Raw genomic sequence first — 25,642 nt, 5'->3', positions numbered from 1 at the left:
GGGACCATGCCTGCATATCGTTCCCGCACTGTCACCCACGGCCGCAACATGGCCGGCGCCCGCGCACTGCTGCGTGCCTCCGGCGTTGCCAACGAGGACATCGGCAAGCCGATCATCGCCGTCGCCAACTCCTTCACCGAATTCGTCCCCGGCCACACGCACCTGGCCCCGGTGGGCCGGATCGTTTCCGAGGCCATCCACGCCGCTGGCGCCGTTGCCCGCGAATTCAACACCATCGCCGTGGATGACGGCATCGCCATGGGCCACGGCGGCATGCTCTACTCGCTGCCGTCGCGGGACCTGATCGCGGACTCCGTGGAGTACATGGTCAACGCCCACTGCGCGGACGCCCTGGTCTGCATCTCCAACTGCGACAAGATCACCCCCGGCATGCTGATGGCCGCCCTGCGCCTGAACATCCCCGTGGTCTTCGTCTCCGGCGGCCCCATGGAAGCCGGCCGCGTGACCCTGACCGACGGCTCCGTGCGCTCCCTGGACCTGGTGAACGCCATCGCGGACGCCGTGGACGAATCGATCTCGGACGAGGACATCAACCTCATCGAAGAGAACGCCTGCCCCACCTGCGGTTCCTGCTCCGGCATGTTCACGGCCAACTCCATGAACTGCCTCACCGAGGCCATCGGCCTCTCGCTGCCCGGCAACGGTTCCGTGCTGGCCACCCACACCGCGCGCAAGGCGCTCTATGAGCGCGCCGGCGCCACCGCCGTCGAGCTCGCCAAGCGGTATTACGACGGCGGCGACGAGTCCGTCCTCCCCCGCTCCATCGCCACCGCGAAGGCCTTCGACAACGCCATGGCCCTGGACATCTCCATGGGCGGCTCTACCAACACCATCCTGCACCTGCTGGCCGCCGCCCAGGAGGCCGGCGTGGAGTACGGGCTGGCCGAGATGGATGCCAAGTCCCGCCAGGTGCCCTGCCTGGCCAAGGTGGCGCCGAATGTGGCCAAGGACAAGACCTACTACATGGAGGACGTGCACCGCGCCGGCGGCATCCCCGCACTGCTCGGTGAGCTGAACCGTGGCGGGCTGCTGCACCAGGACGTCCACTCCGTGCACTCCACGGACCTCAACGGCTGGCTGGACGACTGGGACGTCCGCGGCGGCAAGGCCACCCAGGAAGCGCAGGACCTGTGGCACGCGGCCCCGGGCGGCGTCCGCTCCTCCACCGCGTTCTCGCAGTCGAACGTCTGGACCTCCCTGGACACCGACGCGGAGGGCGGCTGCATCCGCTCCGTGGAGCACGCCTACTCCAAGGACGGCGGCCTGGCCGTGCTGCGCGGCAACATCGCCGTGGACGGCGCCGTGGTGAAGACCGCCGGCGTGGACGAGTCGATCTGGACGTTCGAGGGACCCGCCGTGGTCTGCGAATCCCAGGACGAGGCCGTGGAGAAGATCCTCAACAAGACCGTCAAGGAGGGCGACGTGGTGGTCATCCGCTACGAAGGCCCCAAGGGCGGCCCGGGCATGCAGGAAATGCTGTACCCGACGTCCTTCCTCAAGGGCCGCGGTCTGGGCAAGAAGTGCGCCCTGATCACGGACGGCCGCTTCTCCGGCGGCACCTCGGGGCTCTCGATCGGCCACATCTCGCCGGAGGCGGCGTCGGGCGGCATGATCGCCCTGGTCGAGGACGGTGACCGTATCCGCATCGACATCCCCACCCGTTCCCTGGAGCTGCTGGTGGACCCGGCCGAGCTGGAAGCCCGTCGCGACCGCCTCGAGGCCACCACCGGCTACCACCCGGTGGGCCGCGAACGTCAGGTCTCCGCCGCGTTGCGGGCCTACGCGGCCATGGCGACCTCCGCGGACAAGGGCGCCGTGCGCGACGTCGACGCCCTGTACCGCATGACCTCCCCGCAGCCGGTGGCGCAGTAGCCGCACACTCAGGGGCTGGTCACCCAGCTCCCGGGGCGCCGAGTCCGCTCTCCAGTCCGTGAGTCCGCTGCATCGTGTAGCGGACTCACGGCGTTTCCAGCGGACTCAGCCGGGAGGTGGCCCGCCTATTCCGGGTACTCGGCGCCGAGCGTGCTGAGCACCCCGTACGCCTTCGTCCGGATCTCCTGGTACTCGTCCTCGGGCACGGAATCCGCCGTGACCGCTCCGCCGACGCCGAGGCTCAGTCGCGTGTCCTCGCCGGCGCCGGAGGCCACCAGCGTGCGGATCACGACCGAGAGGTCCACGGACCCGTCGAGCGAGAAGTACCCGAGCGCGCCCGAGTAGATCCCCCGGGGACCGCCCTCGAGACCGTCCAGGATCGCCATGGTGCTGATCTTCGGAGCGCCCGTCATGGACCCGGCCGGGAACGCCGCGGCGACGGCCTCCACGCGGGACGCCCCGGGCCTGAGCTGCGCCCGGATGCTGCTCACCATCTGGTGCACCGTGGCGTAGCTTTCGATGGCGCAGAGCCGGCTCACCGTCACGGACCCCGGTTCGGCGAAGTGACTGAGGTCGTTGCGGAGCAGGTCCACGATCATGATGTTCTCCGCCCGGTCCTTCAGGCTCGTGGAGAGGTCCTCGCGGAGCGCCGCGTCCTCCGCGGCGTCGGCGGAACGGCGCCGCGTGCCCTTGATGGGTTCGGCCAGCAGCCCGCCGCCCGCGTCGATCGAGAGGAACCGTTCCGGCGACGTGCTCGCGATGCTCACGTCCCCGAAGCGCAGCAAGGCCGCGAAGGGCGCCGGGTTGCGCCGCCGCAGGGCCCGGTACGCGGCGGTGACGTCGAAACCGGAGGCGTCCGCGGTGAGGGTGGTCGTCAGGCAGACCTCGTAGCTGTTGCCCTCACGGATCTCGTCCTGGCTGGCCAGCACCTTCGCGAGGTAGTCCTGATGGGTGTCGCGGGCGGTGAAGCGTGGGGCGGGCGACGCCGGCGCGGCCGTGACGGTGCCGGGTGCGGCGTCCGTGGGCGTCCTGGCGGTCTCCAGCGCGCGGGCGACGGCGGCCGCCCAGCCCTCACGACGGACCGGACCCGCGCCGGGGGAGGCCGGGGCGGGAGCGGGGGCGTCGTCGTCGGGCTCGGTGCCGGCCAGCTCCAGCGCCCAGGCGAGGCCCTCCTGATGGTCCAGGACCACGGCGTGATCCGCGAAGAGCAGGCCCGCGTCCGGCACGGCCGAGCCGGAGGTGTCCTGATCCGAGCCGCCGGTCTCGCGCTTGAGTTCGTACCCGAGCCAGCCGAGCCAGCCGAGGCGGAACGGGCAGTCGTACCCGGTGGGGCCGGCCGGCAGGGGCTGGGGTGTCCAGGCGGTGGCGAGCCAGCGGAAGAACGGCAGCGGCAGGCTCGCGGACGAGGTGCCGCGGCGGAGTTCCGTGACGCCGCGGCGATGGCTCATGGACAGCCCGGCGCCCGGGTTGCCGGCCATGATGCTGAAACGGTTCCGGGTGGCGCCGGGAAGCCCCGCGTCCGAGGAGTCGAGCCAGACGGCGTGGGCGTCGTTCCTGAAGAGCTCCGCGAAGAGGGCTCCGGCGTCCAGCGCCGTGCCGTTCTCGGAGGCCAGAGGTCCGGCCGCGGTGATACGCACGGGCCGGGAGGCCAGCGCGCTGCGTTCCGGGGCGAGTTCCGCGTGGAGCGCGGGGTGGTGGCTCAGGAGTTCGAGGACCTCATCGACGGCGTGGCCGGAGCCGGGCCCGCCCTCGCCCGGGCCGCCTTCGCCCGCCGCGTCCCGGACGGTGACATCCACGGACGCCGGCACGGGATCCGTGGCGAGCCAGCGTTCCTCCTGCTCCGCCCAGGTGTCCCAGAAGGGCACGTAGCTCTCGCCGTCGCGGGCCAGGGCGCGGGACTTCCGCTCGTCGTCCGCGCCGGAGACCCAGATCGTGGCGTCGAGCAGTTCCCGGGCGCCAGCGGCACAGGCGCCCACACCTTCGATCACGACGACGTCCGCGGCCGGCGTCGTGCGGAGCGGACCGTCCGTGCCGGCAGCCCAGTCCCAGGTGGTCCACTCGGCGTCGTGGCCTGTGGAGAGCGGCGCGAGGACGGAGTCCAGATAGCGCTGGATCCCCTGGTCGAGACCCTGCCACCCCGGGTAGATGTCCTCGAGGTGGAACAGGGAGACGGTGCGGTGCTGCCGCAGCCGGGCGCACAGTTCGACGGCGAGGGTGGTCTTCCCGGCGCCGGACCGGCCGTCGATGCCGATCAGCAGGGGCGCCGTGCGAGGTGCGGACATCACTCGGGCTGGGCCCCGTGCGCCGCCGCGGCCCGGATGTACTCCACGAGCGGTTCCAGCGAGCCGGAGATCATGTCCGCGCACTCCACGAAGTCGCGCTGGTCGCCGTACCAGGGGTCGTAGATGCCGAGTTCCGCGGTGCTCCTGCCGGCCAGCGACGGATCGAAGGACCGGAACATGCGGATCCGGGCGCGGGACTGCTCGTCCGGCACCCAGCGCTGCAGAGCCCGGTAGTGGTTCTCATCCATGGCCAGGATGAGGTCGCGTTCGCGGAACCAGGCGTTGTCCCATTCACGGGCCACATGCCCGGCGGGGTCGATCCCCAGGGCGCGCAGCTGAGTGGCGGCGCGGCGGTCCATCGAGCGGCCCACCTCTTCGTCGCTGATCCCGGCCGAATCAACGACGACGGCGGCCAGGAACCCGTCCTCGGGGTGCTGCTGCGCGGCCTCCGCCAGAGCGCGGCGCAGCTGGTATTCAGCCATGGGTGAGCGGCAGATGTTGCCCGTGCACACCGTGATCACCCGGAAAGGTTTTTCAGCCATGCTCCAACGGTAGCCGCTCCGCCCACGACGGCGGGGGGCCGGGTGCCGGAGGAGGCCTCCGGGCCGGCCTTCAGGCCCTTGCATGACGGCCCCGGAACCCCTGGCCCCGTGAGCCGCACCGGCCTACGCTGGAAGGACAGACCCCACGCGAAGGGTCGTGGGGCACGTTCGAGGGGAGGTCCGGCGATGTCCGGAATCCAGCCCGGTGACGATGACCGCACCCACAGCGAGGCACCCGCGGAAGGCGAAGACGAGGAGCAATCCGAGGAGACGGAACGCGTCCATGCGGAGGACCCGGCCGAAGGCGCCGACGAGGAGTGACGAAGAACCGGGCCGGCGCAGGCAGGGGTGCGGCCCGTCCGGCCCGTCCGGTCGGTGCCCCCGTTCGGCGCCCCCGGCCAGTGAACGGCCAGTGAATCAGTGCAGGAGCGCCAGCCCGACGCCGAGCAGGACGAAGAGCACCCCGAAGCTCCGGTTGAGCACCAGCTGCCCGCGTGCCGAACGGGTGAAGCTGCGCACCGACTTCGCGGCCAGGGCGAAGAAGAACCACATGACCAGGATGTCGATCACGACCACCGTCACGGCCACCACCGCGTACTGCGTGAGCAGCGGCTGATCGGCCTTGATGAACTGCGGCAGGAAGGCCAGGAAGAAGACGATCGCCTTGGGGTTCAGCAGGTTGACCCAGAGGCCCCGGCGGAACATGCTCCACGCGGGTTCGCCCGCGAGTTCCGCCTGCGCCTCCGCGGTGTGCACCGGCTTGGCCAGGAACTGCCGGATGCCCAGATACACCAGATAGGCGGCGCCCGCGTAGCGGATCACGTTGAACAGGACGGGCGACTGCGAGACCAGCACGCCCAGTCCCAGGGCGACCACCACCACGTGGATCACCAAGGCCGCCTGCTGCCCCAGAATCCCCCAGATCGAGCGGGTGAATCCGACGTTGAGGGCGTTGCTCATGGTGTTGACGGCACCCGCGCCGGGGGTGAGGCTGATGAGCAGCGCTGCGGTGGCCAGAGCCAGCCAAAGGGAGAGTTCCACCCGACAAGAGTAGGGGAGCGCCGGCGACTGGGCAGAATAGAGACATGTCACTGCCGCCCCTGAGAACCAGCAACCCCGCCTCCACGCCTCGGCACACGGCCGAGGAGCGTGCTCTGCAGGCCGGTGGTGGCGCCCTGATCCTCGGGTTCCTCGCCGGTTTCGTGCTGTTCTTCGGCGCGCATCCGCCGCTATCCGGCAGCGGCTCGATCGGTGTCGCCGCCGCCGTGCTCAGCGCCGTCGTCGCGCTCGCGGCCTTCGGGTTCGTGGTGGGAGGCCGGGTCGTCCGGCGCGTGCGCACCGCGGGACGTCCGCCATGGCTCTATCTGCTCGACGTCGTCGCGCTGGCCCTCTCCCATGCCGCCCTCGCGTACATGGGGGCCGTGGCACTGTTCGCACTGTTCCAGCAGGCCTTCATCGGGCTGACCCTGGACGCCTTCGCCGCTGCGCTGCTCCTGGCCATGACGGCCGGCGCTTCGGCTTATCTGACCGCGGTGAACGCCCAGAACCTGACGACCGAGCGCGTCGCGACCCTGCTCGGCGCCTTCCTGGTCATGGGGGTGCTGAACGCCATGGTGAACACGGAGCAGGCGGATTGGTGGCAGTCCAACATCAGCGCCCTCGGCACCGCCCACTCCGGGACCGCCTACACCTTCAACATCACGCTCCTCGTGGCGGGCGCGCTGATCGTCACGATGGCGCACTTCATCCTGGCGGATCTGCAGCACTTCTCGGAGTCCGACGCCGGGGCGGTCGCCTTCACGCAGATCCAGGCCCTGCGGCAGCAGGCGGGACAGCGGTGGCTGCGCTTCTTCGGCGCGCGCGGCTGGGCGAAGAACGTGGGACGCGAACGCTATCTGCACCCGAAACTGCGGCCGGTCTACGGCTGCCTGGTGCTCATGGGGGTCGGCCTCGCGCTCGCGGGTCTGGTGCCCGTGGACGAGTCCGAGCTCCTGCACAACACCGGCGCCACCGGCATGGTCGTGGCCTGGGGTGTGCTGGTCATCGCGCTGCCGTGGTGGATCCCCGGGCTCGGCTTCACCTTCCACGTGGCCAGTGGCGTGTTCGTGACCGGTGTGGTCGTCTCCGTGGTCCTGTACCTGCCGCTCGGCTATTACAACCTCACGGGCATGGAGCTGATCGCGTTCGCCCTGATCTTCACGTGGCTCATCCTCTTCATCCGTCAGGTGGCCAGTGTCCCCGCCCGGAGCACCGTGCCGGAGCCGACAGCGGTCTGACCCGGGACCCAGGGCCCGCGGTCTGACAGAATGCCGGGAGAACGAGACGGAGGCGACGGATGAACCGGCGCCGCCACGAAACTAGGAGCTGCGCAGTGTCCCAGGTGCCGCCGAACTATCCGCCGGATTACCCGCCCACCGGGCCCGGGCCCTACGGTTCGCAGCCGGCCCCGGTCTACCTGACCTTCCCCGCGCCGCAGCCCAAGGGGAACTCCATCGCCTCCCTGGTCCTCGGCCTGAGCAGCATGTTCTTCGGCTGGACCTTCCTGGTGCCGATCGTCGGGCTCGTGCTGGGCATCGTCGGCTCGCGGAAGGAGCCCGCGGGCAAGGGGATCGCGGTCGCGGGCATCATCATCAACAGCATCATGCTGGTGGGCTGGGCGATCGTGCTGTTCTTCATGATCGGGATCTTCACCCTGATGTTCACCGCCGGCGCCTCCGGCGTGCAGAGCCAGTAGCGCCGCGCGGCCTGGCCTCCCGCGCCGCCCGCCGCCCGCCGCGCCGAGGCGCCCGCCGCGCAGCCCGTCAGGCCCTCAGCAGCACCTCGCCGTTCGGCATGACGAGCCAGCCGTCGCTCGTCTCGCCCCAGCGGTGCCAGCCCGCGGCGATCCTCTCCAGGCCGGTCTGCGTGGCATAACCGTAGGAGAGGGCCTGCTCTCCGAGGGACGAGTGAACCACCCGCTCCGCCCAGACACGGGCCAGCCAGCGGCGCTGCTGGGCGGTGGCGTAGGTCCAGTTGCTGCTGCTCGGGGCGACGTCCGTGAAACCGGCCTCCTGAGCCCAGGCCACCAGGTGCCGTCCGCCGTCCGGTTCGGCCTGATTGTGCCGGGCCACCTTCTGATACATCTCCATCCACTCGTCCAGCTCCGGGATCTCGGGGTACCAGAAGATGCCGTGGAAATCGGCGTCCCGCACGGCCACGAGGCCGCCGGGCTTGGCCACACGGCGCATCTCCCGCAGGGCGGCCACGGGATCCGTGAGGTGCTGGAGCACCTGGTGGGCGTGCACCACGTCGAAGGTGTCGTCCGGGAAGTCCAGCGCGTAGATGTTGCCGGAGACGAAGGCGACGTTCTCCACGCCACGGGTGCGGGCGAGCTCCGCGGCCTGTTCCACCACCTCCGGCGCCCGGTCCAGTCCGGTGACCACGGCGGGGGCGACCAGCTCCGCGAAGTCGCACGTGATGCTGCCGGGGCCGCAGCCGACGTCGAGCATCGTCACGCCCGGTGCGAGGTGCTCCAGGAGGTAGCCCGCGCACTCGCGCGCGGTCCTGCTGGCATGGGCCCGGACAACGGAGGCGTGGTGGCCGTGAGTGTAGATGTCGTCCTGTTCCTGCGCGCTCATGCAGACACCGTACTCCCGGGCATGACGTGGGGGAATGGGTGTCCGGTGGAAGGAATTCCGGAAGCGATTGGCTATGTGGTCATGGGTGCCCTATGATGCATTGCCGTGACGTCCCACCAGGCGTCCGCTAGGCGAGGAGAGGCAGGCCACACATGGCAACCGACTACGATGCAGTGCGCTCTGATGTTGCGGAGATCCAGAACGAGTCCCTTGAGGCGCTGAAGACCGTCAACTCGGGTGATGCCCGCAGCGTGGTGCGTGAGCTCGACGAGGCGGACACCTCTGATGGTGTGGATGTCCCTGATGTGGACCTCAGCAATGAGGAACTCACCGTGGTGGTCATCCCGGAGCGTGCGGATGAATTCACCTGCGCCTCCTGTTTCCTGGTCCGGCACCGCTCGCAGATCGCACGAGAGAAGAATGGCCTCGTGTACTGCGTCGAGTGCGAAGGCTGATCGGCTTTCAAGCGCCCGTGCCGGTTTCCGGCGCGGGCGCTTTTGTTTGGTCAGGAGCCGCGGATGACCTCCGGACGCACGATGACGGGACGCACCGATGACTGACACCCCGGCCGCGCTGCTGCGCGCCTCCGCCGTGGGAGCCCAGGTGGGCGAGCGCTGGCTCGTGCGCCCCACCACCTTCACCGTACGGCCCGGGGAGATCGTGGCCCTCACGGGGCCCAACGGTTCCGGCAAGACCACGTTGCTGAGGCTGGCGCTGGGCCGTCTCGCCCCCACGACGGGGGCCCTCGACCGGCGAGTGGCCCTGGGGGACGGAGCCCGGGGCATCGCCGCCATGACCGGCCCACCGCCGTTCTACGCCCGTCTGACGATCGCGGAACACCTGGATCTCGTGGAGACCTCCTGGGCCGGTTCGGGCGGCATGGCCCTCCCCCTGGACGAGGTGCTCGAAGCCCTGGACCTGGCCCGGCTGGCCGACCAGTACCCGGATGAGTTGTCCTCGGGGGAGCGCCAGGGGATCGGGCTGGTGATGGCGTTCGCCCGCCCCGCCGCGCTGCTCGTCCTGGACGAACCGGAACAGCGTCTGGATGCCCGGCGCCGTCAGGTCATCGCCGAGCTGATGCTGCGCCGCCGCGACCTCGGGACCGGCGTCCTGCTGGCCACGCACGATCCCCGTCTCGTGGACCTGCTGGGCGCCCGCGAAGTGGTGCTCGCCCGCGGGCAGGAGGGGAGCGCGTGGGCGGACGGCGACGAGCCCGGCGACGACTCCATCGACGGCGGCTCCCGCGACCCCGGCGACGGAGCGCTGTGAGCGCATCACCCGGACCCGCCACACCACGCGACCCTGCCACAGCACCCGCCCCGGCGGGGCGTCGGCAGCTTCAGGCCGTCAGGGTGCTGCTCCGCGGCGCGTCCGAGGACGGCCGCTGGTACCCCTGGTATCTGGCGGCTCTCCTCCTGGGACTGGTGATCGGCCCGGGCGTCTGGTCCGTGGTGCTCGTGCTCGCCGGGCCGGTCGCACCGTTGTCTTCGGCCGGACTGCTGGGCCTCGTCGCAGGCCTGGAAGCGCTTCTGGTCCTGGCCGCCGCGGCGACCCCCGCCTACCTCGGACCGGTGTGGAGTTCCGCCGAGGAGATCCACTACCTGGCCGCGGGACCCTTCGGTCTCCGGGCCACCCTCGGCACTCGCACGCGGCTCATCCAGGGGTGCGCGGTGCTCTTCGCCCTGGTCCTCGCCGCGCTGCCGGTCCTGGCCTGGTGGCAGGGGAACGGCGAAGCCCCGGGACTTCCCGGCCTCCTCGGGACGGCGCTCGGAGTGGGACTGATCGGCGGGCTCGTCTCGGCCGTGCTGGCCTCCCGCAAGCAGCGGGGCCCGGCCGGCCTGACGATCCCGCGGCTCGAGGATCTGACCGCCGCGCGCGATGTCGCGCTCGCCGGACTCATGACCGGCGACAGCCGGTCCCTCGCCGCCGGCATCCCGCGCCGCGGGCCACGCCGGACCGGGCGTGCCTTCCCGGCGGGTCTGCTCGCGCGTTCGGTCGCCATCGATCTCCGGTATCTCCGGCAGGACCCGTGGGGTGTGGGGCTCACGCTCGTGTTTCTGGTGGCGGGTGCGACGGCTCTGGCTTTGGCGGGAGCGGCTCCGGCGATGCTCGCGGTGCTGCTGCTGCTCGCGCAGGCCGCCATGACCCGGCTGAGCGGCGCCCTCGGCGACGTCGCGGACACCGTGGGGTACGACGTCGTCGTGCCGCAGCCGCTGCCGGCCCGGCTGCTGGCCCATGCGGCGCTGCCGCTGATGGTCCTGCTGGCAGCCGTCGCGGCGCCGGTCCTGGTCGTCGATCCCGCCCGTCTGGCGCCCGCCCTCCTGGTGACGGCCTGCGCCGCGCTGATCCGGTTCGCGAGTCTGGGAGCGGCGGGCCTTCCCGCCCAGTACCTGACGCCCGTCAGCACCCCGGTGGGTGACACGACCGCCGTGTTCATGGTCCTGTGGCTGCTCAGGCCCGTGATTCCGGCGGTCTGGCTGCTCTGGGCCGGGACGCGGTTCCCGTCGGCCACGGTGCTCGGGGTCCTGGCGGTGGGTCTCGGGATTCTGGCGCTCCTCCGGTTCGCGGGGCTCGTCTCCCGACGCTGACGGGCTCCCCGGCCAGGTGCGCCGGTCAGGAATGATAGTCAGGAACGCCGGTCGTCGGGCGGGATCGCGTAGCGCGGGCTGCTGTAGATCCTGAGCGCGAGACCCATGACGGCTCCCGCCACGAGCAGCGTGGGAATGATCAGGAAAAGCGGTGACACCTGACCGTCGCGATCCGCCGCGATGACGGAAGCCACCATGATCCAGCTCAGCAGCAGAAGCACGATCAGATTCACCACGCCCAGGTCGCGGGTGAGATTGCGGGCCAGACGGGCGCGGTTCTCCGGCCGGAACCAGTATTCGGCGTTGGGCACGTTGACTAGGCCGGCCGGGAGCCGGAAGATCCAGGACGGCGCGGTGGTCAGGAGCAGGGTGATGCCCACCGCCACCGCGGACAGCGTGAGGACGAAACGTCCCTTGGTGTCCCAGCGGTTGACCGTGCCGTCCACCCCGAAATGGCCCGGCACGGTGCCCGGTGCCACGGTCAGGAACCACACGACCGTGGCGGCGAACACCAGCAGGCCCGCACCGGTCAGCAGCCGGCCGGTGCGGAGCTGGTGGTCGGTGTGCGTGTTGTTCCCCGCGTCATTCCCCATGGTGGGAGCCTAGCCCCGGTCGGGATCCTGCCCGTCGTTCACCGCGGCGGTGACGCGTGCGACGAACAGCGCGAACGCGTCCAGCCAGCCGCGCAGGAACTCGGCGGTGCCCTCGTTGGTGACGGTGCCGTCGTCGTCGATCAAGCCGGGCGTGAAGTGGATGTACGCCTCCGGGCTGGCGAGCTCGGGGGAGTTCACGAAGGAGAGGATGCTCCGCAAGTGCTGCTGCGCCACGGCCGTGGAGATGTTGCCCGGCGAGGCGCCCGTGACCGCCGAGGGCTTCTTCGCGAAGGAGTTGCTGCCGTAGGGGCGGGAGGCCCAGTCGATGGCGTTCTTGAGGGATCCGGGGATGGAACGGTTGTACTCGGGGGTGACGAAGATGAGCGCGTCGGAGGCCTCGATCCGCGCCTTGAATTCGCGGGCGACGGGCGGGAAGGTCTTGTCGTAATCCTGGCTGTAGAGCGGGAGGTCCTTCAGGGGGATCTCCTCAAGCTGCAACTGCTCGGGCGCCAGTTTCTCCAGCGCCTTGGCGAGTTTCCGGTTGATCGAGGTGGATGACAGCGAACCCACCAGAACGCCGACCTTGAACGTCATGTCATGTCCTTTCAGAACGATTCACGGCTGAATCCCCCTCTGCCACGCTAGGCCGGGATGGCGTCCGGGGCCAGAGGTTCCGCGGACCCGAATTGAACCCTCGTGCCGGGCACCGTCCGGACGTAGGCTTGGAAGACGTGGGCTCTGCCCGGGCCCACTCCGGACCCTCGAGAGGATGTCCCATGTCCAGCATCACCAATTGCCTCTGGTTCGACGGCCAGGCGGAGGAAGCCGCCGAGTTCTACGTCTCCGTGTTCCCCGGCTCCTCCGTGACCGCCGTGTCCCGCTACGGTGAGGGCGCCCCGTTCCCCGCCGGGACCGCGCTGACGGTCGAGTTCCAGCTCAACGGGACCCCGTATCAGGGCCTGAACGGCGGCCCCCAGTTCAACTTCAACGAAGCCATCTCCTTCTCCATCAGCTGCGCCGACCAGGCCGAAGTCGACTACTACTGGGACAAGCTCACCGCCGACGGCGGCTCCGAGGGCCAGTGCGGCTGGCTCAAGGACAAGTTCGGCGTCTCCTGGCAGGTGGTGCCGCAGGCGCTCGGCTCGATCATGTCCGGCGACGACGCCGCAGGCGTGGGCCGGGCCATGCAGGCCTTCATGGGGATGAAGAAGTTCGACATCGCGGCGCTTGAAGCCGCCTACCGGGGGGAGTGACCGTCATGCCCGCCCTGAAGAACTGCATCTGGCTGGACGGCACCGCCGAGGAGGCCGCGGACTTCTACGTCTCGGTGTTCCCGAACTCCGCCCGTGGCATCACCACGCGCGTGCTGGAGGGCTCGCCCTTCCCGGCGCCGTTCCCGCCCGGGACCGCGCTCACCGTGGACTTCACCCTGGACGGCGCGGCCTTCCAGGCCCTCAACGGCGGCCCCATGTTCAGCCCGAGCGAAGGCGTCTCCTTCGTCATCATCACGAAGGACCAGGAGGAGACGGACCACTATTGGGACGCCCTCACCGCCGACGGCGGCCTGGAACAGCCGTGCGGCTGGCTCAAGGACAAGTTCGGGGTCTCCTGGCAGGTGGTCCCCGCCGAGGTGGACGCCATGACCGCGTCCACGGACACGGCGGCGTCCCTGCGTGCCATGAACGCCCTGATCACGATGACCAGGATCGACCTCGCGGCGATGCAGGCGGCATACCGCGGGGACTGACCCTGCCGCCGTCGTCGTGCACGGCTGCGCCTCCCGGCACGGGCCGGGAGGCGCAGCCCTGCGTCAGGCGCCGAAGATGGTTCCGACGATCCCCAGGATCCCCAGCACGGTCATCACGGCGACGGTGAGCCAGCCGAGGGTGTTGCTGAGCCGTCCGTTGACCTGATCTCCCATGAGTTTCCTGTCGCGGGCGATGAGCATCGTGATGATCAGGAAGGGCGCTGCGGCGATCGCGTTGATGGTGGCCGAGAGGACCAGGAGCTGGATCGGGTTGCTGAAGATGAGGCTCAGCACGGTGCCCAGCGCCGCGCCGACGAGGACCAGCGTGTAGAACACCGGGGCCTTGCGGGGCGAGGAGTCGAGGTCCCAGTTCTTGTTCAGCAGGCCGGACAGGCCGGCCGCGCCGGAGGACGCGAGCACGGGGATGGCGAGGATGCCGGAGCCGATGAATCCGAGGGCGAAGAGCAGTTTGGCGAAGGGGCCGGCGATGGGTTCCAGGGCCTTTGCGGCGTCATCCGCCGATCCGATCTCGGTTCCGGTCTGTCCGAGGGTCGCCGCCGTGGCCACGATGATCGCGAACATGATCAGGACCGAGAACGCCATGCCGGTGAAGACGTCGACGCGGGCGAGGCGCTTCTTGTTCTTCGTGTCCTGTGGTCCGCGCTCGTTGAGCCCGGCGGCGTCACCGTCCGAGGACTCGGCCTTGAGATCCTCCACGCGGTTGGCGCTCTGCCAGAAGAACAGGTAGGGGGAGATGGTGGTGCCGAAGATCGCCGCGATCAGCGCCCAATAGCTGAGGTCCCAGTGCAGGCGGGTGGCGAGGAGCCCCTGGAGGATCTCACCCCAGTCCGCATGGACCGTGAAGAGGACGGCGACGTAGGCGAACAGGGCGAGGCACAGCCACTTGAAGATGCGCTCGATGGTGGCGAACGACCCTTTGGCGAGAGTGAACGCGATGCCCGCACCGGCGATCAGGTTCCAGAGGAACGCGGGACCGGCGCCCAGCATCTCCATGCCTTTGCCGACGGCGAGGGTGTCCGCGGCGAGGTTCACGACGTTCGCGATGATGAGCGCGACCAGCAGGATGGCGATGAGCAGACGGAGACTGCTGGAGAACTTCTCCCGGGCCAGGGCGCCGAGGGACTTCCCCGTGGCAAGGGCCGTGCGGTCGCAGATCTCCTGCACCGCCATCATGAGCGGCAGGGTGGCAGGCACGGTCCACAGGGCCGAGGCCTGGTAAGTGGCGCCTGCTTGTGCGTAGGTCGCGATGCCCGAGGGGTCGTCGTCGGAGGCTCCGGAGATCAGACCCGGGCCGAGTGCTTTAAGGTACTTCTTCGCGCCGTGCGGTTCGTTCGCTTCGTCCGCGCGGCCAGGTTCATGTCCGGGAGTGTCCGCGGCCACGGTGTCCTCCTGTGGATTCAGGGTGCGCCCCGGCGGTCGGGCCGGATGAGGGCGCTGGAGTAGGGCGAGGGGGCTGACGGCGTCGACCGGGTCGACGCCGTCAGCCGGCGAAGTCGAACGGCTAGGCGGCGTGCTGCAGTGAGGGAGTGACGCGGGCGCTGTCGACGCGGCGCACCGGGCGCTCCTGCGGCGCGGCATGGCACCACTTTCTGAAGGGGGCGAGATCTTCGGCCATGGAACGGGACGTGATCTGAACGTTCATACGGCGGCGCTTCGCGTCCCGGGCCGCCGCCAGATAGAACGCGCGTCGTTCCCACGGGGAGCGGAGGCCGGTGGTGCGGCAGAGGAAGAACCGGAGAGTGGTTCCCTCGATGCGGTACTTCACGACGCCCTGGACGTTTCCGTCCCGGTAGATCTCGTACTGGTTCTGGACCTGGTTGTCCACGATGTTCTGGGTCTTGCTGACGATTCGCATGCTCTCTCCTTGAAGGGGTTGAGACGAGTGAACTGTTCGGGTGAGACCGGTGGCGCTTCTCTTCGTTGGGGCGGTAAACGACCCCTTAGCTGAAATCTAGTTTATCAAACTATCTACACGCAAGAGGGTTCGAATTCGACGTTCGGGAAGGCGGAATCAGCTAAGGGGGGTTCAATGCGATGTGAAGCGGTTCTAAAATGGAGGTGAACCTTAAAGCTAGTTCGTTAAGCGAGGCGCTCACCCTACGGAAGGTTCACCGCTCATGGCATTGGAACTGATCAATCGCAGTTGGCTCGAGGGAGGGCGGGAAGATCACGTCCTCAACTCACTCCACCTCTTGCGCGAGTTCCGGTTGGTCGAGGCGGGCGCACGGGAAACGCTCCGAGCGGATCTGAACATCAACAACACCGACCTGGACGCTCTGCGCTTCGTCGTGGATGAATCCGCGACCCGGAAGGTCACGTCACGACTACTGGGGAACTACCTCAAACTCACCTCGGCTTCCGTCTCCGCACTCGTAGAGCGACTGATCTCGGCCGACTATCTCACCCGCGAAGTCGATAGGCGGGACCGCCGAGCGCGGATCCTGCATGCCACGGAGGCGGCTCAGGCCATGCTCGAATCGGGACTGCAGCGTCAGGTCAGCGCCCTGCTGTCCGCCGCCAGCACGTTCAGCGCGGCCGAACTCGCCACCGTGGAGAAGTATCTGGAGGCCCTCATCGGAGCCTTGGCCGAGTTCGACCCGCGGCCCAAGCGTGGCATGGCGGATTGACGTCTGCCGGTGCGCTGACGGGTTCCGACCGAAGTTTCCTAGCTAGACAAGCAACCTTTCTGGTAGACTGTGATGCAGATCTCCTTCTGGCGGCAGTCCTCGACCGGGGAGGAGTGACTCCTGATGGAGAGCGGAACATCACGAATAACCATCTGAGGCCGGTGACACCGGTTCTGGTCGCCCGCGTGGGATCCTCCCCAGGCTTCCCTTGCACTCCCGTCCGGGTCAATGGCGATTCGGGCGGGTCCGTCGACATTCCGACAGCTCTCTCAGGTGGATCCCGTAGAGTCGAGAAACGAGGGAATGGTGCCCCGATATCGAGGGTCGCACCGAACCTCCCAGCCATTGGCGGCACTGAATGAACACTGACCTTCTCTCGCGCCCTGCGCGGAGCAACCCCCTGGTGGAGCGATTCGTCGCTCTTCAAACCCAGATGAAATCCGATGGGCTTCTGGTTCGCCGCCGGGGCTTCTACCTCACACTTTTTTCGATCCTGATCGTGGCCTACGGCGCCGCATGGGCCGGCTTCGGCCTGCTGGGTGATTCCGGTTTCCAGATCCTGATCGCGGTGGGCCTGGGCGTGCTGATGACCCAATTCGGCTTTCTCGCCCATGAGGCGGCGCACCGCCAGATCTTCTCCACCTGGAAAGCCAACGACTGGTTCGCGCGTCTGGTCGCCACGGGGCTGTCCGGCATCAGTTACGCCATGTGGCAGCAGAAACACACCAGGCACCATTCGACGCCGAACATGATCGGCAAGGATCCCGATATCCGCCCCGGGTTCGTTGCCTTCTACGATCAGGCGGCTGCGGCAAGGCCGAGGGCACTGCACTTCATCGCCAAGGGGCAGGGCTACTTCCTCTTTCTGCTGTTGCCGTTCCTCGGTATCAGCCTGCAGGTGGACTCCTACCGGCACCTGCTCAGCAGAGGGCGGGTGGACCGGCGCGCCCTTGAACTGGTGATTCTCACGGCCAGGACCTGCGCAGTCCCTGTGCTGGCGTTCGTCTTCCTTCCGCTGCCCCTGGCCATCACCTTCGTGCTGGTCCAGCAGGGTGTCTTCGGTTTCTACATGGGAGCCACCTTCGCCCCGAACCACAAGGGCATGAAGGTGTACGCAGCGGGGGACCGGGTCGACTTCCTGACCAGGCAAGTCCGGTCCTCGCGGAACATCACCGGCAACTGGGCCATGGATCTGCTCATGGGCGGCTTGAACTACCAGATCGAGCACCACCTCTTCCCCACCATGCCTCGACCCGCCCTCCGACGCGCCGCGGCGATCGTCCGGCGTACCTGCGCCGAGGAGAGCATCCCGTACACCACATCGACACTGCTGGCCTCCTACGGGACCGTCATCAAATATCTCAACGAGGTCGGCTACGGGCGCGGATCGGTCTTCGAATGCCCTGTCGCGCAGACACTGCGACGGCCGGCGCTCACGAGCTGAACGGGTGTCCGCCAGCAGACCAAGGATCAACACCATGAACACGCACGGCAGCATGACGAGCCATCCGGAACTCCTTCGGGTGGAAGGGGTGGTGTTCTCCTGTCTGGTCGCTGGAATCGAAGAATTCCCGCAGGCGGAGAGGTACACCGTTCCAACGATCCTGAACCGGCGCCCCAGCCGGTCCGAACATGAACGGCTCCTTCACCTTGCCGCTTCCGACCGGCTCACGGAGGCCGGCTACCCGGACGTCGGGCTCATTCTCAATGAACGCCGACTGGATATCACCAACACCACCCTGGACGAACTCAGCGAGGGGCTCGCGCTCCTGCTAGGCGCACTGATCCAGGAACTTTCCGACGTCGTCGACGACGCCGACCGCCCGGCGCACCCGGCGCCTCACCTCTCGGAAAGCAGGCGGGAACAGCTGAGGAAAGCCGCAGCCGAAGTCCGCTTCCACTGACCAGGCATGGCGTTCCTGGCCCGCCGGCCGACGCGACATCACCCCGGCGACTCGCTCCACTCCGTGATGGATGGCGGTCTCATGACAACCCGCGTGCCGGCGGTGAAGTGGGCGGAGAGGGATGACCGAGCCCCCTGAACCCACCTTCTCTCCGCACTGGTCGCGGTGGGATGATTCAAGGGGGAACACGGCATGGCGCCCGGACGGATCGGACCTCTCGGGCCAGGTGAGCGGAGGCGCGGATGCGCACGTTCGGAGTCGAAGAGGAACTGCTGATCGTCTCGGCGGACAGCGGGTGGCCGCTGCCACTCGCCGGAGCGGTTCTCGACGCTGTGGCGCGCTCCGGTACTGATTCCCCACCCGGACCCGATTTCACGACGGAGTTCAAGCAGGAGCAGATCGAGGTCAATACCCGGCCCTGTGAGACGGCGGATGACCTTCGCGCCGAGATCGTGGCCGGACGTTCACTGGCCGATGCTGCGGCCCGGACTGTCGGAGCGCGGATCGCCGCCTCGGGCACCCCTCCGCTGATGCATACGACGCCGACGGAAGGCGACCAGCGGTACTCCGCCATGTCCGAGCGCTTCGGCATGGTCGCGCGGGAACAAATCACCTGCGGATTCCATGTCCACGTCTCCGTGGATTCGCGGGACGAGGGTGTGGCCGTCCTGGACCGCATCAGACCCTGGCTCCCGGTGCTCCTCGCCCTCAGCGCGAACTCGCCCTTCTGGAAGGGCGAGGACACGGGGTTCGCCAGCTACCGCACGCAGATCTGGAGCCGCTGGCCTTCGGCGGGGCCAGCCGAGATCTTCGGCACCGCGGACGGATACGACGCGACCATCGCGCGGCTGATCCGCACCGGGGTGCTGCTGGACGAGGGCATGGTGTATTTCGACGCGCGGCTCTGCCGGCACCAGTCCACCGTGGAGGTGCGGATCGCCGACATCTGCCTCCTGGCCGAGGACGCCGTGGTGCTCGCCGCCGCCGTGCGGGCACTGGTCGAAACCGCGGCCATGGAGTGGCGGGCGGGCATTCCCGCTCCAGCCGTCCGGACGGACACGCTGCGGCTGGCTGACTGGCAGGCGAGCCGCTTCGGACTGCGGGGCGAACTGCTCGATCCGGCCACCGGCGTCCCCCGCCCCGCGGCCGCCGTCGTCGAGGACTTCGCGCATCACCTTGAAGCGGCGCTCGACGGCGCCGGCGACCTCCCGCTCGTCCGCGCCGGGATCGCGCGGATCCTCGAGCACGGCTCAGGGGAGCGCCTGCAGCGCGAAGCCTTCAGCGGCGGACTCGCCTCCGACGTCGTCGCGGCACTCGTGGAGGCCACTCACGCACACGGCCGGCGACCCGAACGCGAGCCGCTCGACTGAGTTCGTTTCACGCGGGAGTCAGTTCTCCGCGTCAGCTTGGCCGGCTCGACGTCGGCGATCGCCCATCATCGATCCGTGGGCGCGGGAGGTCGATAGAAGATCGCGAGCTGGCCTACCGCGCCGACGACCCCGAGGAGGACTGCGATGAGCAGTCCCGCCCAGCCGCAGAGGAGGCCGGCGATCCCGGTGCCGGTGAACACGTGGTCCACGCTGAGCCTTCCGGCACCGAGCATCGCCACGGTCACCGCCGTCGCGCCGAGGACCAGGTTGTACTCCCATCCGCCCTTGGTCGCGAAGAAGCCGTGCCGGTGGACTGTCCAGAACGCGACAGCCATCAGGGCGACATACGCGGCCGCGGCAAGCGGGGTGACGAGTCCGAGGGCGAGCGCGATCCCGGCGGCCGTCTCAGTCGAAGCGGCCATGAGCGCGTTGAACCTGCCCGGTTTCATGCCGATGCTGTCGAACCAGGCGGCGACCTGCCCGATCCCGCCCTTGCCGAGGAACTTCTGGAAACCGTGGGCGGCCATCGTGACCCCTACGACGAGGCGCAGGAAGAGGATTCCCACATCGAGTGCGGTGCTGTCGGCGATCATGGACACAAAGTACCGCAGGCGGCGCACCCAGCGGCAAGAGGGCGCGGATCCGTGCGGTCACGCACGCGTCAGGGGCTGGGGCCGTGCGGTCGCGGCGAACACGGAGGAGAATGGCCGCAGGAGGCGGACGGCCCGACTGTCCCGCCCATTCCGTTCTGAAGGGTTGAGCAACGAATCCTGGCGCTCTTGTCGCAGTGGCTGCGGCCATCTTCATCGTGCTCGTGCTGCGCCGACGGCGCTGACACGCTGAGCTGAGCTGAGCTGAGCCGAGCTGACCTGAGGCGGGGCCGGGCCGAGGCCATCGGCGGCGGCCCCGCCTCACGCCGTCGCGCGCTCCCGCCACCAGGCCACGGTCGCCCGGACCGCCTCGTCCAGCGGGGTCGGCCCGAAACCGAGCAGTGCCTCGCTCGCGGTCGAGTCCATCACGAACGGCGCCGTGAACTGGTACTCCAACTCGTTCAGCTCCCGGATCGACGGCATCACCAGGCCCAGCCCCTTCATTAGCGAGCGCGGCAGCACGGCGACCTTGGCGGGAGGAGCGCCGGCCGCCGTCGCGAAGGCCTCCGCCAGCGCGCGCTGCGTGAGGGCCGGCCCAGTGGGGGCGTGCAGCACGCGGTCCCAGAGGGACACGTCGCGGGCGGCGGCGATCATGGCGGCCGCGTAGTCGGGCACGTACGTGAAGGAGTGCGGCTGGTCCGCCGACCCCACGACGCGCACCGTCTTGCCCGCCAGGACGAGCGGGACCATGCGCTCGCCGGCGTGGGCGTTGAGCGCCTGCGGGCCGAAGTAATCGCTCGCCACGATGCTCACGGTGTGTGCGGGATGGGCCGCCCGGGCCGCGAGCAATTCGGTGCGCACCCCGCGCTTTCCGCCGCGGGCCCGGCGTGGGCCGTCCTCGCGCATGACGCGGTCGGGCTCGCTGTACGAGTACAGGCTTTCGGGGAACACGACGACGGCCCCCGCCGCGGCTGCGGCATCCAGCACCGCGCGCTCGGCCTGCGGCAGCTCGGCGCGCCAGGCCTGCTCCGTGTAGGCGCTGCCGTGCATGCAGTGGAAGACGGCCCGCACGCCGTCGAGCTCCCGGGCGAGCGATGCCGGGTCCCCGGCGTCGCCCCGCACGCGGTCGATCAGCGGGTGATCCGGGCCGGAGCCTGAGCGGGTGAGCAGGCGGACCCGTTCGCCCTGCTCGGCGAGCTGGGAGGCCACGGTCCAGCCGATGGGGCCGGCGCCGATGACGAGGTAGGTGCTGGGGTTCTGGGACATGGTGTTCTCCTGAGTTCGAAGCGGAAGCGAGAGCACCGCTCTCTGAATCCAGAATGAGGCTCCTTTTGGGGGATGTCAAGAGCACTGCTCTCAAAAGTTGACGCTGCTCTCGGAATCGGACAGCATGGGTCCATGCCGGACACCTCAGCTCCTCCCGCCGATCGCACCCCCGGACCCCGTGAGCGCGCCCGGGCCCGCACCATCGCGGACATCGTGAGCCTCGGGCGGAAGCACCTCGCCGAGCAGGGGGCGGCGGCCCTGTCCCTGCGGGCGGTGGCGCGTGACCTCGGCGTCGTCTCCTCGGCCGTGTACCGCTATGTGGAGAGCCGGGACGAACTGCTGACGCTCCTGCTGATCGACGCCTACAACGAACTGGGCGACGCCGTCGACGCGGCCGTGAACCAGGTGCCGGACGACGACTTCAGGGAGCGGTTCCTGACCCTCGCGCAGGCCGTCCGCCGCTGGGCCGTGGCAGAACCCGCCTGCTACGCGCTGCTGTTCGGCAGCCCCGTGCCGGGGTACCAGGCGCCGGGGGAGCGGACCGTGGAGCCCGGGACCCGGGTGGTGCTCCGGCTGGTCGGGATCCTCGATGCCGCATACCGAGCCGGTGCGCTGCGGGACGCGGGGGAGGCCGGCGTCGTGTCCGACGACCTGGCCGGCAACCTCGCTGCGGTGCGCGACGAACTCGGGCTGGAACTGCCGGACGAGTTGCTCGCCCGGGGCGTCCTGGTCTGGACGTCAGTGTTCGGGGCGGTCAGCTTCGAGGTGTTCGGGCAGTACGGGCCGGACACCTTCCCCGCCCGGGAGGAACTCTTCGCGCATCAGATGCGGACGCTGGCCGACGTCGTCGGGCTGTAGAGTCAGCGCGCCCTGCTCCCGATTCCGGTGCCCTGATGTCCTTCCGGTGCGGCAATATCCGCACCCGGGAGAAATCAGGGCACCGGAATCGGGGCGGCGTGAGTCGCGCACGATGGTCATGACTTGACCCGCTCGGCGCGGGCTGGTTCCGTGGCGGAATGATCACGGTGCAGGATGTCACTCCAGGGCCCTTCAACGGCGGGGCCGGATGACCCGGCTCGCCGTGGTGTCCGGGACGGGCCGGGGCCTCGGGCGGGCCATCGCGGAGGAACTGCTCGGCGCCGGCTGGTCGGTGATCGGCCTGGAGCGTCAGCCGGGAGTGCGGCGCGAACCGCGGGCCGGTCTGACGGTCCTCCGGCACGACGTGCGGGCTGACACGCCCGAGCATCTGATGGCGGCGGTCGGGGATCGCCCGGTCGATCTGCTCGTCAACAACGCGGCGCAGGGCGCGCCCGGCGGCGGTGTCCAGCGCGCCGATCCGGACCTCGTGCTCGCGAGCCTAGACGTCGCCGTCGCCGGTCCGATGCGGCTCGTCGCGGCGCTGCTGCCGTCACTGCGCAAGGCGCCGGCTCCCGTGATCGTCAACGTGAGCTCGCGGCTGGGTTCGGTGACGGCCCAGGCCAGGGCGGTTTCGACGGTTTCGGCACCAGCTACGCCTACCGGATTTCGAAGGCGGCGCAGAACATGCTGACCGTCTCGCTGGCGCAGGAGCTGTCTCCCGGAATCAGGGTCCTGGCTGTGCATCCCGGCCGGCTGACGACGGGAATGGGCCGGGTCGGTGCGGACAAGGACCCGGCGGTGGCGGCCCGGGAACTCCTGGCCTTGGTCGATGAGGCGGACCGGCGGAGTCCCCGGTTCTGCTCCCTCGGCGAGTCCGATCTGGAGTGGTGATCCCGGTGCGCCAGTTTCCTTCCGGTGTGGCAATATCCGCACCCGAAAGAAATCGGGGCACCGGAATCGGGGCGGCGTGAATCAGGGGGCGGGCGCGTCAGGAGAGCAGGCCGCCCCATCCCCTTACGGTTGTCATCCCCAAACGATCGTCATGCTAGTTTTGACCTTTTGGCCGCCGTACTCGGCGGCCTCCTGAATTTCAGAGCGGGGCCCTGTGCCGGTGGGTCCTGGCGGGTCTCCGGCCGGCCCCTCGGAAGGGCATGAGCACATGATGGATCAGCAGGGGCGTTCGCCCGAATCCCCGTCCTCCGGCGGAACGCCGCGGCGCGCGGTCGTGCGGGGCGCGGCCTGGAGCATTCCCGTGATCGCCGCGGCCGTGGCCGCCCCGCAGTCGGCCGCGAGCGGAGCGGGCATCGACGCCGCGGCGTGGGCGGAGGCCGACTTCATCGATGGCGGCCTCCGCACCCGACTCGGCGGCGGAGTGGTGGCCGGCCCGTCCTCCGGCGGGGACATCCCGGCGGGCGTCCTCTTGACGCTCACCCTGGATGTCACCCTGGTGCGGGAGAACACCATCCCGGTGGCCGGCGTCGTGGTCGATCCCCGCCTGAAGCTCACCTCCACGGTGCCGCAGACGATCACCAGCACCGAGGTGTTCACGCTCACCGCCACGACGGTCGCGCCCCTCATCGTGGGCGCCCCGCCGGCGGCCGTGTCCCTCACGGCGGGCCCATCCACCGCGCTGAACGCGGCCCATGCCGTGGCGCTGATCAGCAACGTCCCGGGCGACACAGACCCCTCCAATGACACCGCTGAAGAGAGCGTCGGCCTCGCCTGAGGACGCCGGGCATCTCGACTTTTGTTCGCTCACAGCGAACTTGAGTGGAGGCGACTCAACTTTGCTTGACACCTGAATGCTTAAGAGTAGAGTTGAGTGCAGAGCGCTCAAGGAAAAGCCTTGAACGCAGCGAACACCTACTTTTTCCAAGGAAGGAAGCAACACATGTCACGTGCTGTAGGCATTGACCTCGGAACCACCAACTCGGTCGTCTCCGTTCTGGAAGGTGGCGAGCCCACCGTCATCGCCAACGCTGAAGGCGGTCGCACTACGCCGTCAGTGGTTGCGTTCTCCAAGAACGGTGAGGTCCTGGTCGGCGAGATCGCCAAGCGCCAGGCCGTCAACAACATCGACCGCACCATCGCCTCCGTCAAGCGCCACATGGGCACCGACTGGAGCGTCGACGTCGACGGCAAGAAGTACACGGCGCAGGAGATCTCCGCCCGTACGCTCATGAAGCTGAAGAACGACGCCGAGGCGTACCTGGGCGAGAAGGTCACCGACGCGGTCATCACCGTTCCGGCATACTTCAACGACGCCGAGCGCCAGGCCACCAAGGAGGCCGGTGAGATCGCGGGCCTCAACGTCCTGCGCATCGTCAACGAGCCCACCGCGGCCGCTCTGGCCTACGGTCTGGACAAGGGCAAGGAAGACGAACTCATCCTGGTCTTCGACCTCGGTGGCGGCACCTTCGACGTGTCCCTGCTCGAAGTCGGCAAGGACGAGGACGGCTTCTCCACCATCCAGGTCCGCGCGACCGCCGGTGACAACCGTCTCGGTGGCGACGACTGGGATGACCGGATCGTCCAGTACCTCCTGGGCCAGCTGAAGGCCAAGGGCATCGACCTCTCCAAGGACAAGATCGCCCTCCAGCGTCTGCGCGAGGCTGCGGAGCAGGCCAAGAAGGAACTCTCCTCCTCGACCAGCACCAACATCTCCCTGCAGTACCTCTCGGTCACCGCAGACGGCCCGGTCCACCTGGACGAGCACCTCACCCGTGCCAAGTTCCAGGACCTGACCAAGGACCTGCTGGAGCGCACCAAGAAGCCGTTCCACGACGTCATCAAGGAAGCCGGCATCAAGGTCTCCGACATCGATCACATCGTGCTCGTCGGTGGTTCCACCCGTATGCCCGCCGTGACCGAGCTGGTCAAGGAGCTCGCCGGTGGCAAGGAGCCCAACAAGGGCGTCAACCCGGACGAGGTCGTGGCCGTGGGCGCAGCCCTGCAGGCCGGCGTGCTGAAGGGCGAGCGCAAGGACGTGCTCCTGATCGACGTGACCCCCCTGTCCCTCGGCATCGAGACCAAGGGCGGCGTCATGACCAAGCTGATCGAGCGCAACACCGCGATCCCCACCAAGCGCAGCGAGACCTTCACCACGGCGGATGACAACCAGCCGTCCGTGTCGATCCAGGTCTTCCAGGGCGAGCGTGAGTTCACCCGGGACAACAAGCCGCTGGGCACCTTCGAGCTGACCGGCATCGCCCCCGCACCGCGTGGCGTGCCGCAGATCGAGGTCACCTTCGACATCGACGCCAACGGCATCGTGCACGTGTCCGCCAAGGACAAGGGCACCGGTGTGGAGCAGTCCATGACGATCTCCGGTGGCAGCGCCCTCTCCAAGGAGGACATCGAGCGCATGGTCGCCGACGCCGAGGCGCACGCCGCCGAGGACAAGAAGCGCCGTGAGGCTGCGGACACCCGCAACGCCGCCGAGCAGCTGGCCTACGCCACCGACAAGCTCATCGCCGACAACGACGACAAGCTGCCGGAAGAGGTCAAGACCGAGGTCAAGGCCGATGTCGACGCCCTCAAGGCCGCCCTCGAAGGCACGGATGACGACGCTGTGAAGGCTGCGTTCGAGAAGCTCCAGGCTTCCCAGACGAAGCTCGGCGAGGCCATCTACGCCCAGTCCCAGGCTCCCGCCGGTGGTGAGGAAGCCGCAGGCGCCTCCGCCGGTGCTCCTGAAGAGGACATCGTGGACGCCGAGATCATCGACGAAGACGAGAAGAAGTAACC

General features: G+C 68.9%; 28 protein-coding genes. 18 read left to right on the top strand and 10 right to left on the bottom strand.

Annotation, left to right across the window (positions count from 1 at the left end; genetic code table 11):
• Positions 1–6 precede the first annotated feature (6 nt).
• Complete coding sequence (gene ilvD, locus QFZ52_RS14265; protein WP_307498265.1) at positions 7–1,893, top strand: dihydroxy-acid dehydratase; 1,887 nt, start codon at positions 7–9, stop codon at positions 1,891–1,893.
• Between the two features lie 125 nt (positions 1,894–2,018).
• Here the strand turns inward: ilvD and pabB are convergent, their stop codons facing one another.
• Together pabB and QFZ52_RS14255 are read right to left on the bottom strand one after the other, a co-directional pair.
• Positions 2,019–4,175 (bottom strand): aminodeoxychorismate synthase component I, encoded by a 2,157-nt coding sequence (gene pabB, locus QFZ52_RS14260; protein ID WP_307498264.1) that lies wholly within the window; start codon positions 4,173–4,175, stop codon positions 2,019–2,021.
• A complete protein-coding gene (locus QFZ52_RS14255) occupies positions 4,175–4,717 on the bottom strand; it encodes a low molecular weight protein-tyrosine-phosphatase (protein ID WP_307498262.1) in 543 nt (180 codons plus the stop codon). The genes pabB and QFZ52_RS14255 overlap by 1 nt, the downstream gene beginning before the upstream one ends.
• A 186-nt stretch (positions 4,718–4,903) precedes the next feature.
• On the opposite strand from QFZ52_RS14255, the gene QFZ52_RS14250 reads away from it, so the two are divergent.
• Complete coding sequence (locus QFZ52_RS14250; RefSeq protein ID WP_307498261.1) at positions 4,904–5,038, top strand: hypothetical protein; 135 nt, start codon at positions 4,904–4,906, stop codon at positions 5,036–5,038.
• Positions 5,039–5,134: 96 nt separating this feature from the next.
• Here QFZ52_RS14250 and QFZ52_RS14245 read toward each other — a convergent pair whose 3' ends face one another.
• The gene (locus tag QFZ52_RS14245; protein ID WP_307498260.1) at positions 5,135–5,758 is read right to left on the bottom strand and encodes a LysE family transporter; all 624 of its coding nucleotides are present in this window, start codon (positions 5,756–5,758) and stop codon (positions 5,135–5,137) included.
• A gap of 44 nt (positions 5,759–5,802) precedes the next feature.
• On the opposite strand from QFZ52_RS14245, the gene QFZ52_RS14240 reads away from it, so the two are divergent.
• On the top strand, positions 5,803–6,993 hold the full coding sequence (locus QFZ52_RS14240; RefSeq protein ID WP_307498259.1) for a hypothetical protein: 1,191 nt from the start codon (positions 5,803–5,805) through the stop codon (positions 6,991–6,993).
• Between the two features lie 95 nt (positions 6,994–7,088).
• Entirely contained in the window at positions 7,089–7,451 is a 363-nt protein-coding gene (locus QFZ52_RS14235; RefSeq protein ID WP_307498258.1) for a DUF4190 domain-containing protein, read from the top strand.
• A 67-nt stretch (positions 7,452–7,518) separates the two neighbouring features.
• On the opposite strand, the gene QFZ52_RS14230 is transcribed toward QFZ52_RS14235, so the two are convergent.
• Positions 7,519–8,334 carry a class I SAM-dependent methyltransferase gene (locus tag QFZ52_RS14230; protein ID WP_307498257.1) on the bottom strand — a complete coding sequence of 272 codons (816 nt, stop codon included), beginning with the start codon at positions 8,332–8,334 and terminating at the stop codon, positions 7,519–7,521.
• A 152-nt stretch (positions 8,335–8,486) separates the two neighbouring features.
• Between QFZ52_RS14230 and QFZ52_RS14225 the strand changes: the two genes are divergently transcribed.
• The 3 genes from QFZ52_RS14225 (at position 8,487) to QFZ52_RS14215 (ending at position 10,922) form a co-directional block, all read left to right on the top strand.
• Complete coding sequence (locus QFZ52_RS14225) at positions 8,487–8,789, top strand: DUF4193 domain-containing protein (protein ID WP_066216141.1); 303 nt, start codon at positions 8,487–8,489, stop codon at positions 8,787–8,789.
• 97 nt (positions 8,790–8,886) lie between these two features.
• On the top strand, positions 8,887–9,603 hold the full coding sequence (locus tag QFZ52_RS14220) for an ABC transporter ATP-binding protein (protein ID WP_307498256.1): 717 nt from the start codon (positions 8,887–8,889) through the stop codon (positions 9,601–9,603).
• Entirely contained in the window at positions 9,600–10,922 is a 1,323-nt protein-coding gene (locus QFZ52_RS14215; protein ID WP_307498255.1) for a hypothetical protein, read from the top strand. Before QFZ52_RS14220 ends, QFZ52_RS14215 begins: the two co-directional genes overlap by 4 nt.
• 38 nt (positions 10,923–10,960) lie before the next feature.
• Here the strand turns inward: QFZ52_RS14215 and QFZ52_RS14210 are convergent, their stop codons facing one another.
• Complete coding sequence (locus QFZ52_RS14210; RefSeq protein WP_307498254.1) at positions 10,961–11,515, bottom strand: hypothetical protein; 555 nt, start codon at positions 11,513–11,515, stop codon at positions 10,961–10,963.
• A gap of 9 nt (positions 11,516–11,524) precedes the next feature.
• A complete protein-coding gene (locus QFZ52_RS14205) occupies positions 11,525–12,109 on the bottom strand; it encodes an NADPH-dependent FMN reductase (RefSeq protein WP_307498253.1) in 585 nt (194 codons plus the stop codon).
• A gap of 182 nt (positions 12,110–12,291) precedes the next feature.
• Between QFZ52_RS14205 and QFZ52_RS14200 the strand changes: the two genes are divergently transcribed.
• Both QFZ52_RS14200 and QFZ52_RS14195 read left to right on the top strand, forming a co-directional pair.
• Positions 12,292–12,768 carry a VOC family protein gene (locus QFZ52_RS14200; protein ID WP_307498252.1) on the top strand — a complete coding sequence of 159 codons (477 nt, stop codon included), beginning with the start codon at positions 12,292–12,294 and terminating at the stop codon, positions 12,766–12,768.
• Between the two features lie 5 nt (positions 12,769–12,773).
• Positions 12,774–13,262, top strand: a complete 489-nt coding sequence (locus QFZ52_RS14195) for a VOC family protein (RefSeq protein ID WP_307498250.1) — start codon at positions 12,774–12,776, stop codon at positions 13,260–13,262.
• A gap of 63 nt (positions 13,263–13,325) precedes the next feature.
• On the opposite strand, the gene QFZ52_RS14190 is transcribed toward QFZ52_RS14195, so the two are convergent.
• Entirely contained in the window at positions 13,326–14,663 is a 1,338-nt protein-coding gene (locus tag QFZ52_RS14190) for an Nramp family divalent metal transporter (RefSeq protein WP_307498249.1), read from the bottom strand.
• A gap of 121 nt (positions 14,664–14,784) precedes the next feature.
• A complete protein-coding gene (locus QFZ52_RS14185; protein ID WP_307498247.1) occupies positions 14,785–15,138 on the bottom strand; it encodes a hypothetical protein in 354 nt (117 codons plus the stop codon).
• 262 nt (positions 15,139–15,400) lie between these two features.
• Here QFZ52_RS14185 and QFZ52_RS14180 point away from each other — a divergent pair, with 262 nt between their 5' ends.
• The 4 genes from QFZ52_RS14180 to QFZ52_RS14165 all read left to right on the top strand — a co-directional run bounded on the left by QFZ52_RS14180 (position 15,401) and on the right by QFZ52_RS14165 (position 19,184).
• Positions 15,401–15,910 carry a MarR family winged helix-turn-helix transcriptional regulator gene (locus tag QFZ52_RS14180; protein ID WP_307498246.1) on the top strand — a complete coding sequence of 170 codons (510 nt, stop codon included), beginning with the start codon at positions 15,401–15,403 and terminating at the stop codon, positions 15,908–15,910.
• Positions 15,911–16,268: 358 nt separating this feature from the next.
• Positions 16,269–17,354, top strand: a complete 1,086-nt coding sequence (locus QFZ52_RS14175; RefSeq protein ID WP_307498244.1) for a fatty acid desaturase family protein — start codon at positions 16,269–16,271, stop codon at positions 17,352–17,354.
• A gap of 34 nt (positions 17,355–17,388) precedes the next feature.
• Positions 17,389–17,814 carry a hypothetical protein gene (locus QFZ52_RS14170; RefSeq protein ID WP_307498242.1) on the top strand — a complete coding sequence of 142 codons (426 nt, stop codon included), beginning with the start codon at positions 17,389–17,391 and terminating at the stop codon, positions 17,812–17,814.
• Positions 17,815–18,056: 242 nt separating this feature from the next.
• On the top strand, positions 18,057–19,184 hold the full coding sequence (locus tag QFZ52_RS14165) for a glutamate--cysteine ligase (protein ID WP_307498240.1): 1,128 nt from the start codon (positions 18,057–18,059) through the stop codon (positions 19,182–19,184).
• Between the two features lie 65 nt (positions 19,185–19,249).
• Here QFZ52_RS14165 and QFZ52_RS14160 read toward each other — a convergent pair whose 3' ends face one another.
• Positions 19,250–19,777 (bottom strand): DoxX family protein, encoded by a 528-nt coding sequence (locus tag QFZ52_RS14160; RefSeq protein WP_307498239.1) that lies wholly within the window; start codon positions 19,775–19,777, stop codon positions 19,250–19,252.
• Positions 19,778–20,095: 318 nt separating this feature from the next.
• Complete coding sequence (locus QFZ52_RS14155) at positions 20,096–21,040, bottom strand: NAD-dependent epimerase/dehydratase family protein (protein ID WP_307498238.1); 945 nt, start codon at positions 21,038–21,040, stop codon at positions 20,096–20,098.
• Positions 21,041–21,172: 132 nt separating this feature from the next.
• On the opposite strand from QFZ52_RS14155, the gene QFZ52_RS14150 reads away from it, so the two are divergent.
• The 5 genes from QFZ52_RS14150 to dnaK all read left to right on the top strand — a co-directional run bounded on the left by QFZ52_RS14150 (position 21,173) and on the right by dnaK (position 25,640).
• On the top strand, positions 21,173–21,898 hold the full coding sequence (locus tag QFZ52_RS14150) for a TetR/AcrR family transcriptional regulator (RefSeq protein ID WP_307498237.1): 726 nt from the start codon (positions 21,173–21,175) through the stop codon (positions 21,896–21,898).
• 208 nt (positions 21,899–22,106) lie between these two features.
• The gene (locus tag QFZ52_RS14145; RefSeq protein WP_307498236.1) at positions 22,107–22,589 is read left to right on the top strand and encodes an SDR family NAD(P)-dependent oxidoreductase; all 483 of its coding nucleotides are present in this window, start codon (positions 22,107–22,109) and stop codon (positions 22,587–22,589) included.
• Complete coding sequence (locus tag QFZ52_RS14140) at positions 22,583–22,789, top strand: hypothetical protein (RefSeq protein WP_307498235.1); 207 nt, start codon at positions 22,583–22,585, stop codon at positions 22,787–22,789. Before QFZ52_RS14145 ends, QFZ52_RS14140 begins: the two co-directional genes overlap by 7 nt.
• 268 nt (positions 22,790–23,057) lie before the next feature.
• On the top strand, positions 23,058–23,624 hold the full coding sequence (locus tag QFZ52_RS14135; RefSeq protein WP_307498234.1) for a hypothetical protein: 567 nt from the start codon (positions 23,058–23,060) through the stop codon (positions 23,622–23,624).
• Positions 23,625–23,789: 165 nt separating this feature from the next.
• On the top strand, positions 23,790–25,640 hold the full coding sequence (gene dnaK / locus QFZ52_RS14130) for a molecular chaperone DnaK (RefSeq protein ID WP_066216172.1): 1,851 nt from the start codon (positions 23,790–23,792) through the stop codon (positions 25,638–25,640).
• The last annotated feature ends 2 nt before the right edge of the window (positions 25,641–25,642 follow it).

This window comes from Arthrobacter woluwensis, assembly GCF_030816155.1.
GTDB classification, from domain to species: domain Bacteria; phylum Actinomycetota; class Actinomycetes; order Actinomycetales; family Micrococcaceae; genus Arthrobacter_E; species Arthrobacter_E woluwensis_A.
Note: the sequence above shows the minus strand (reverse complement) of the source record. Positions and strands in the feature narration are given on the sequence as shown.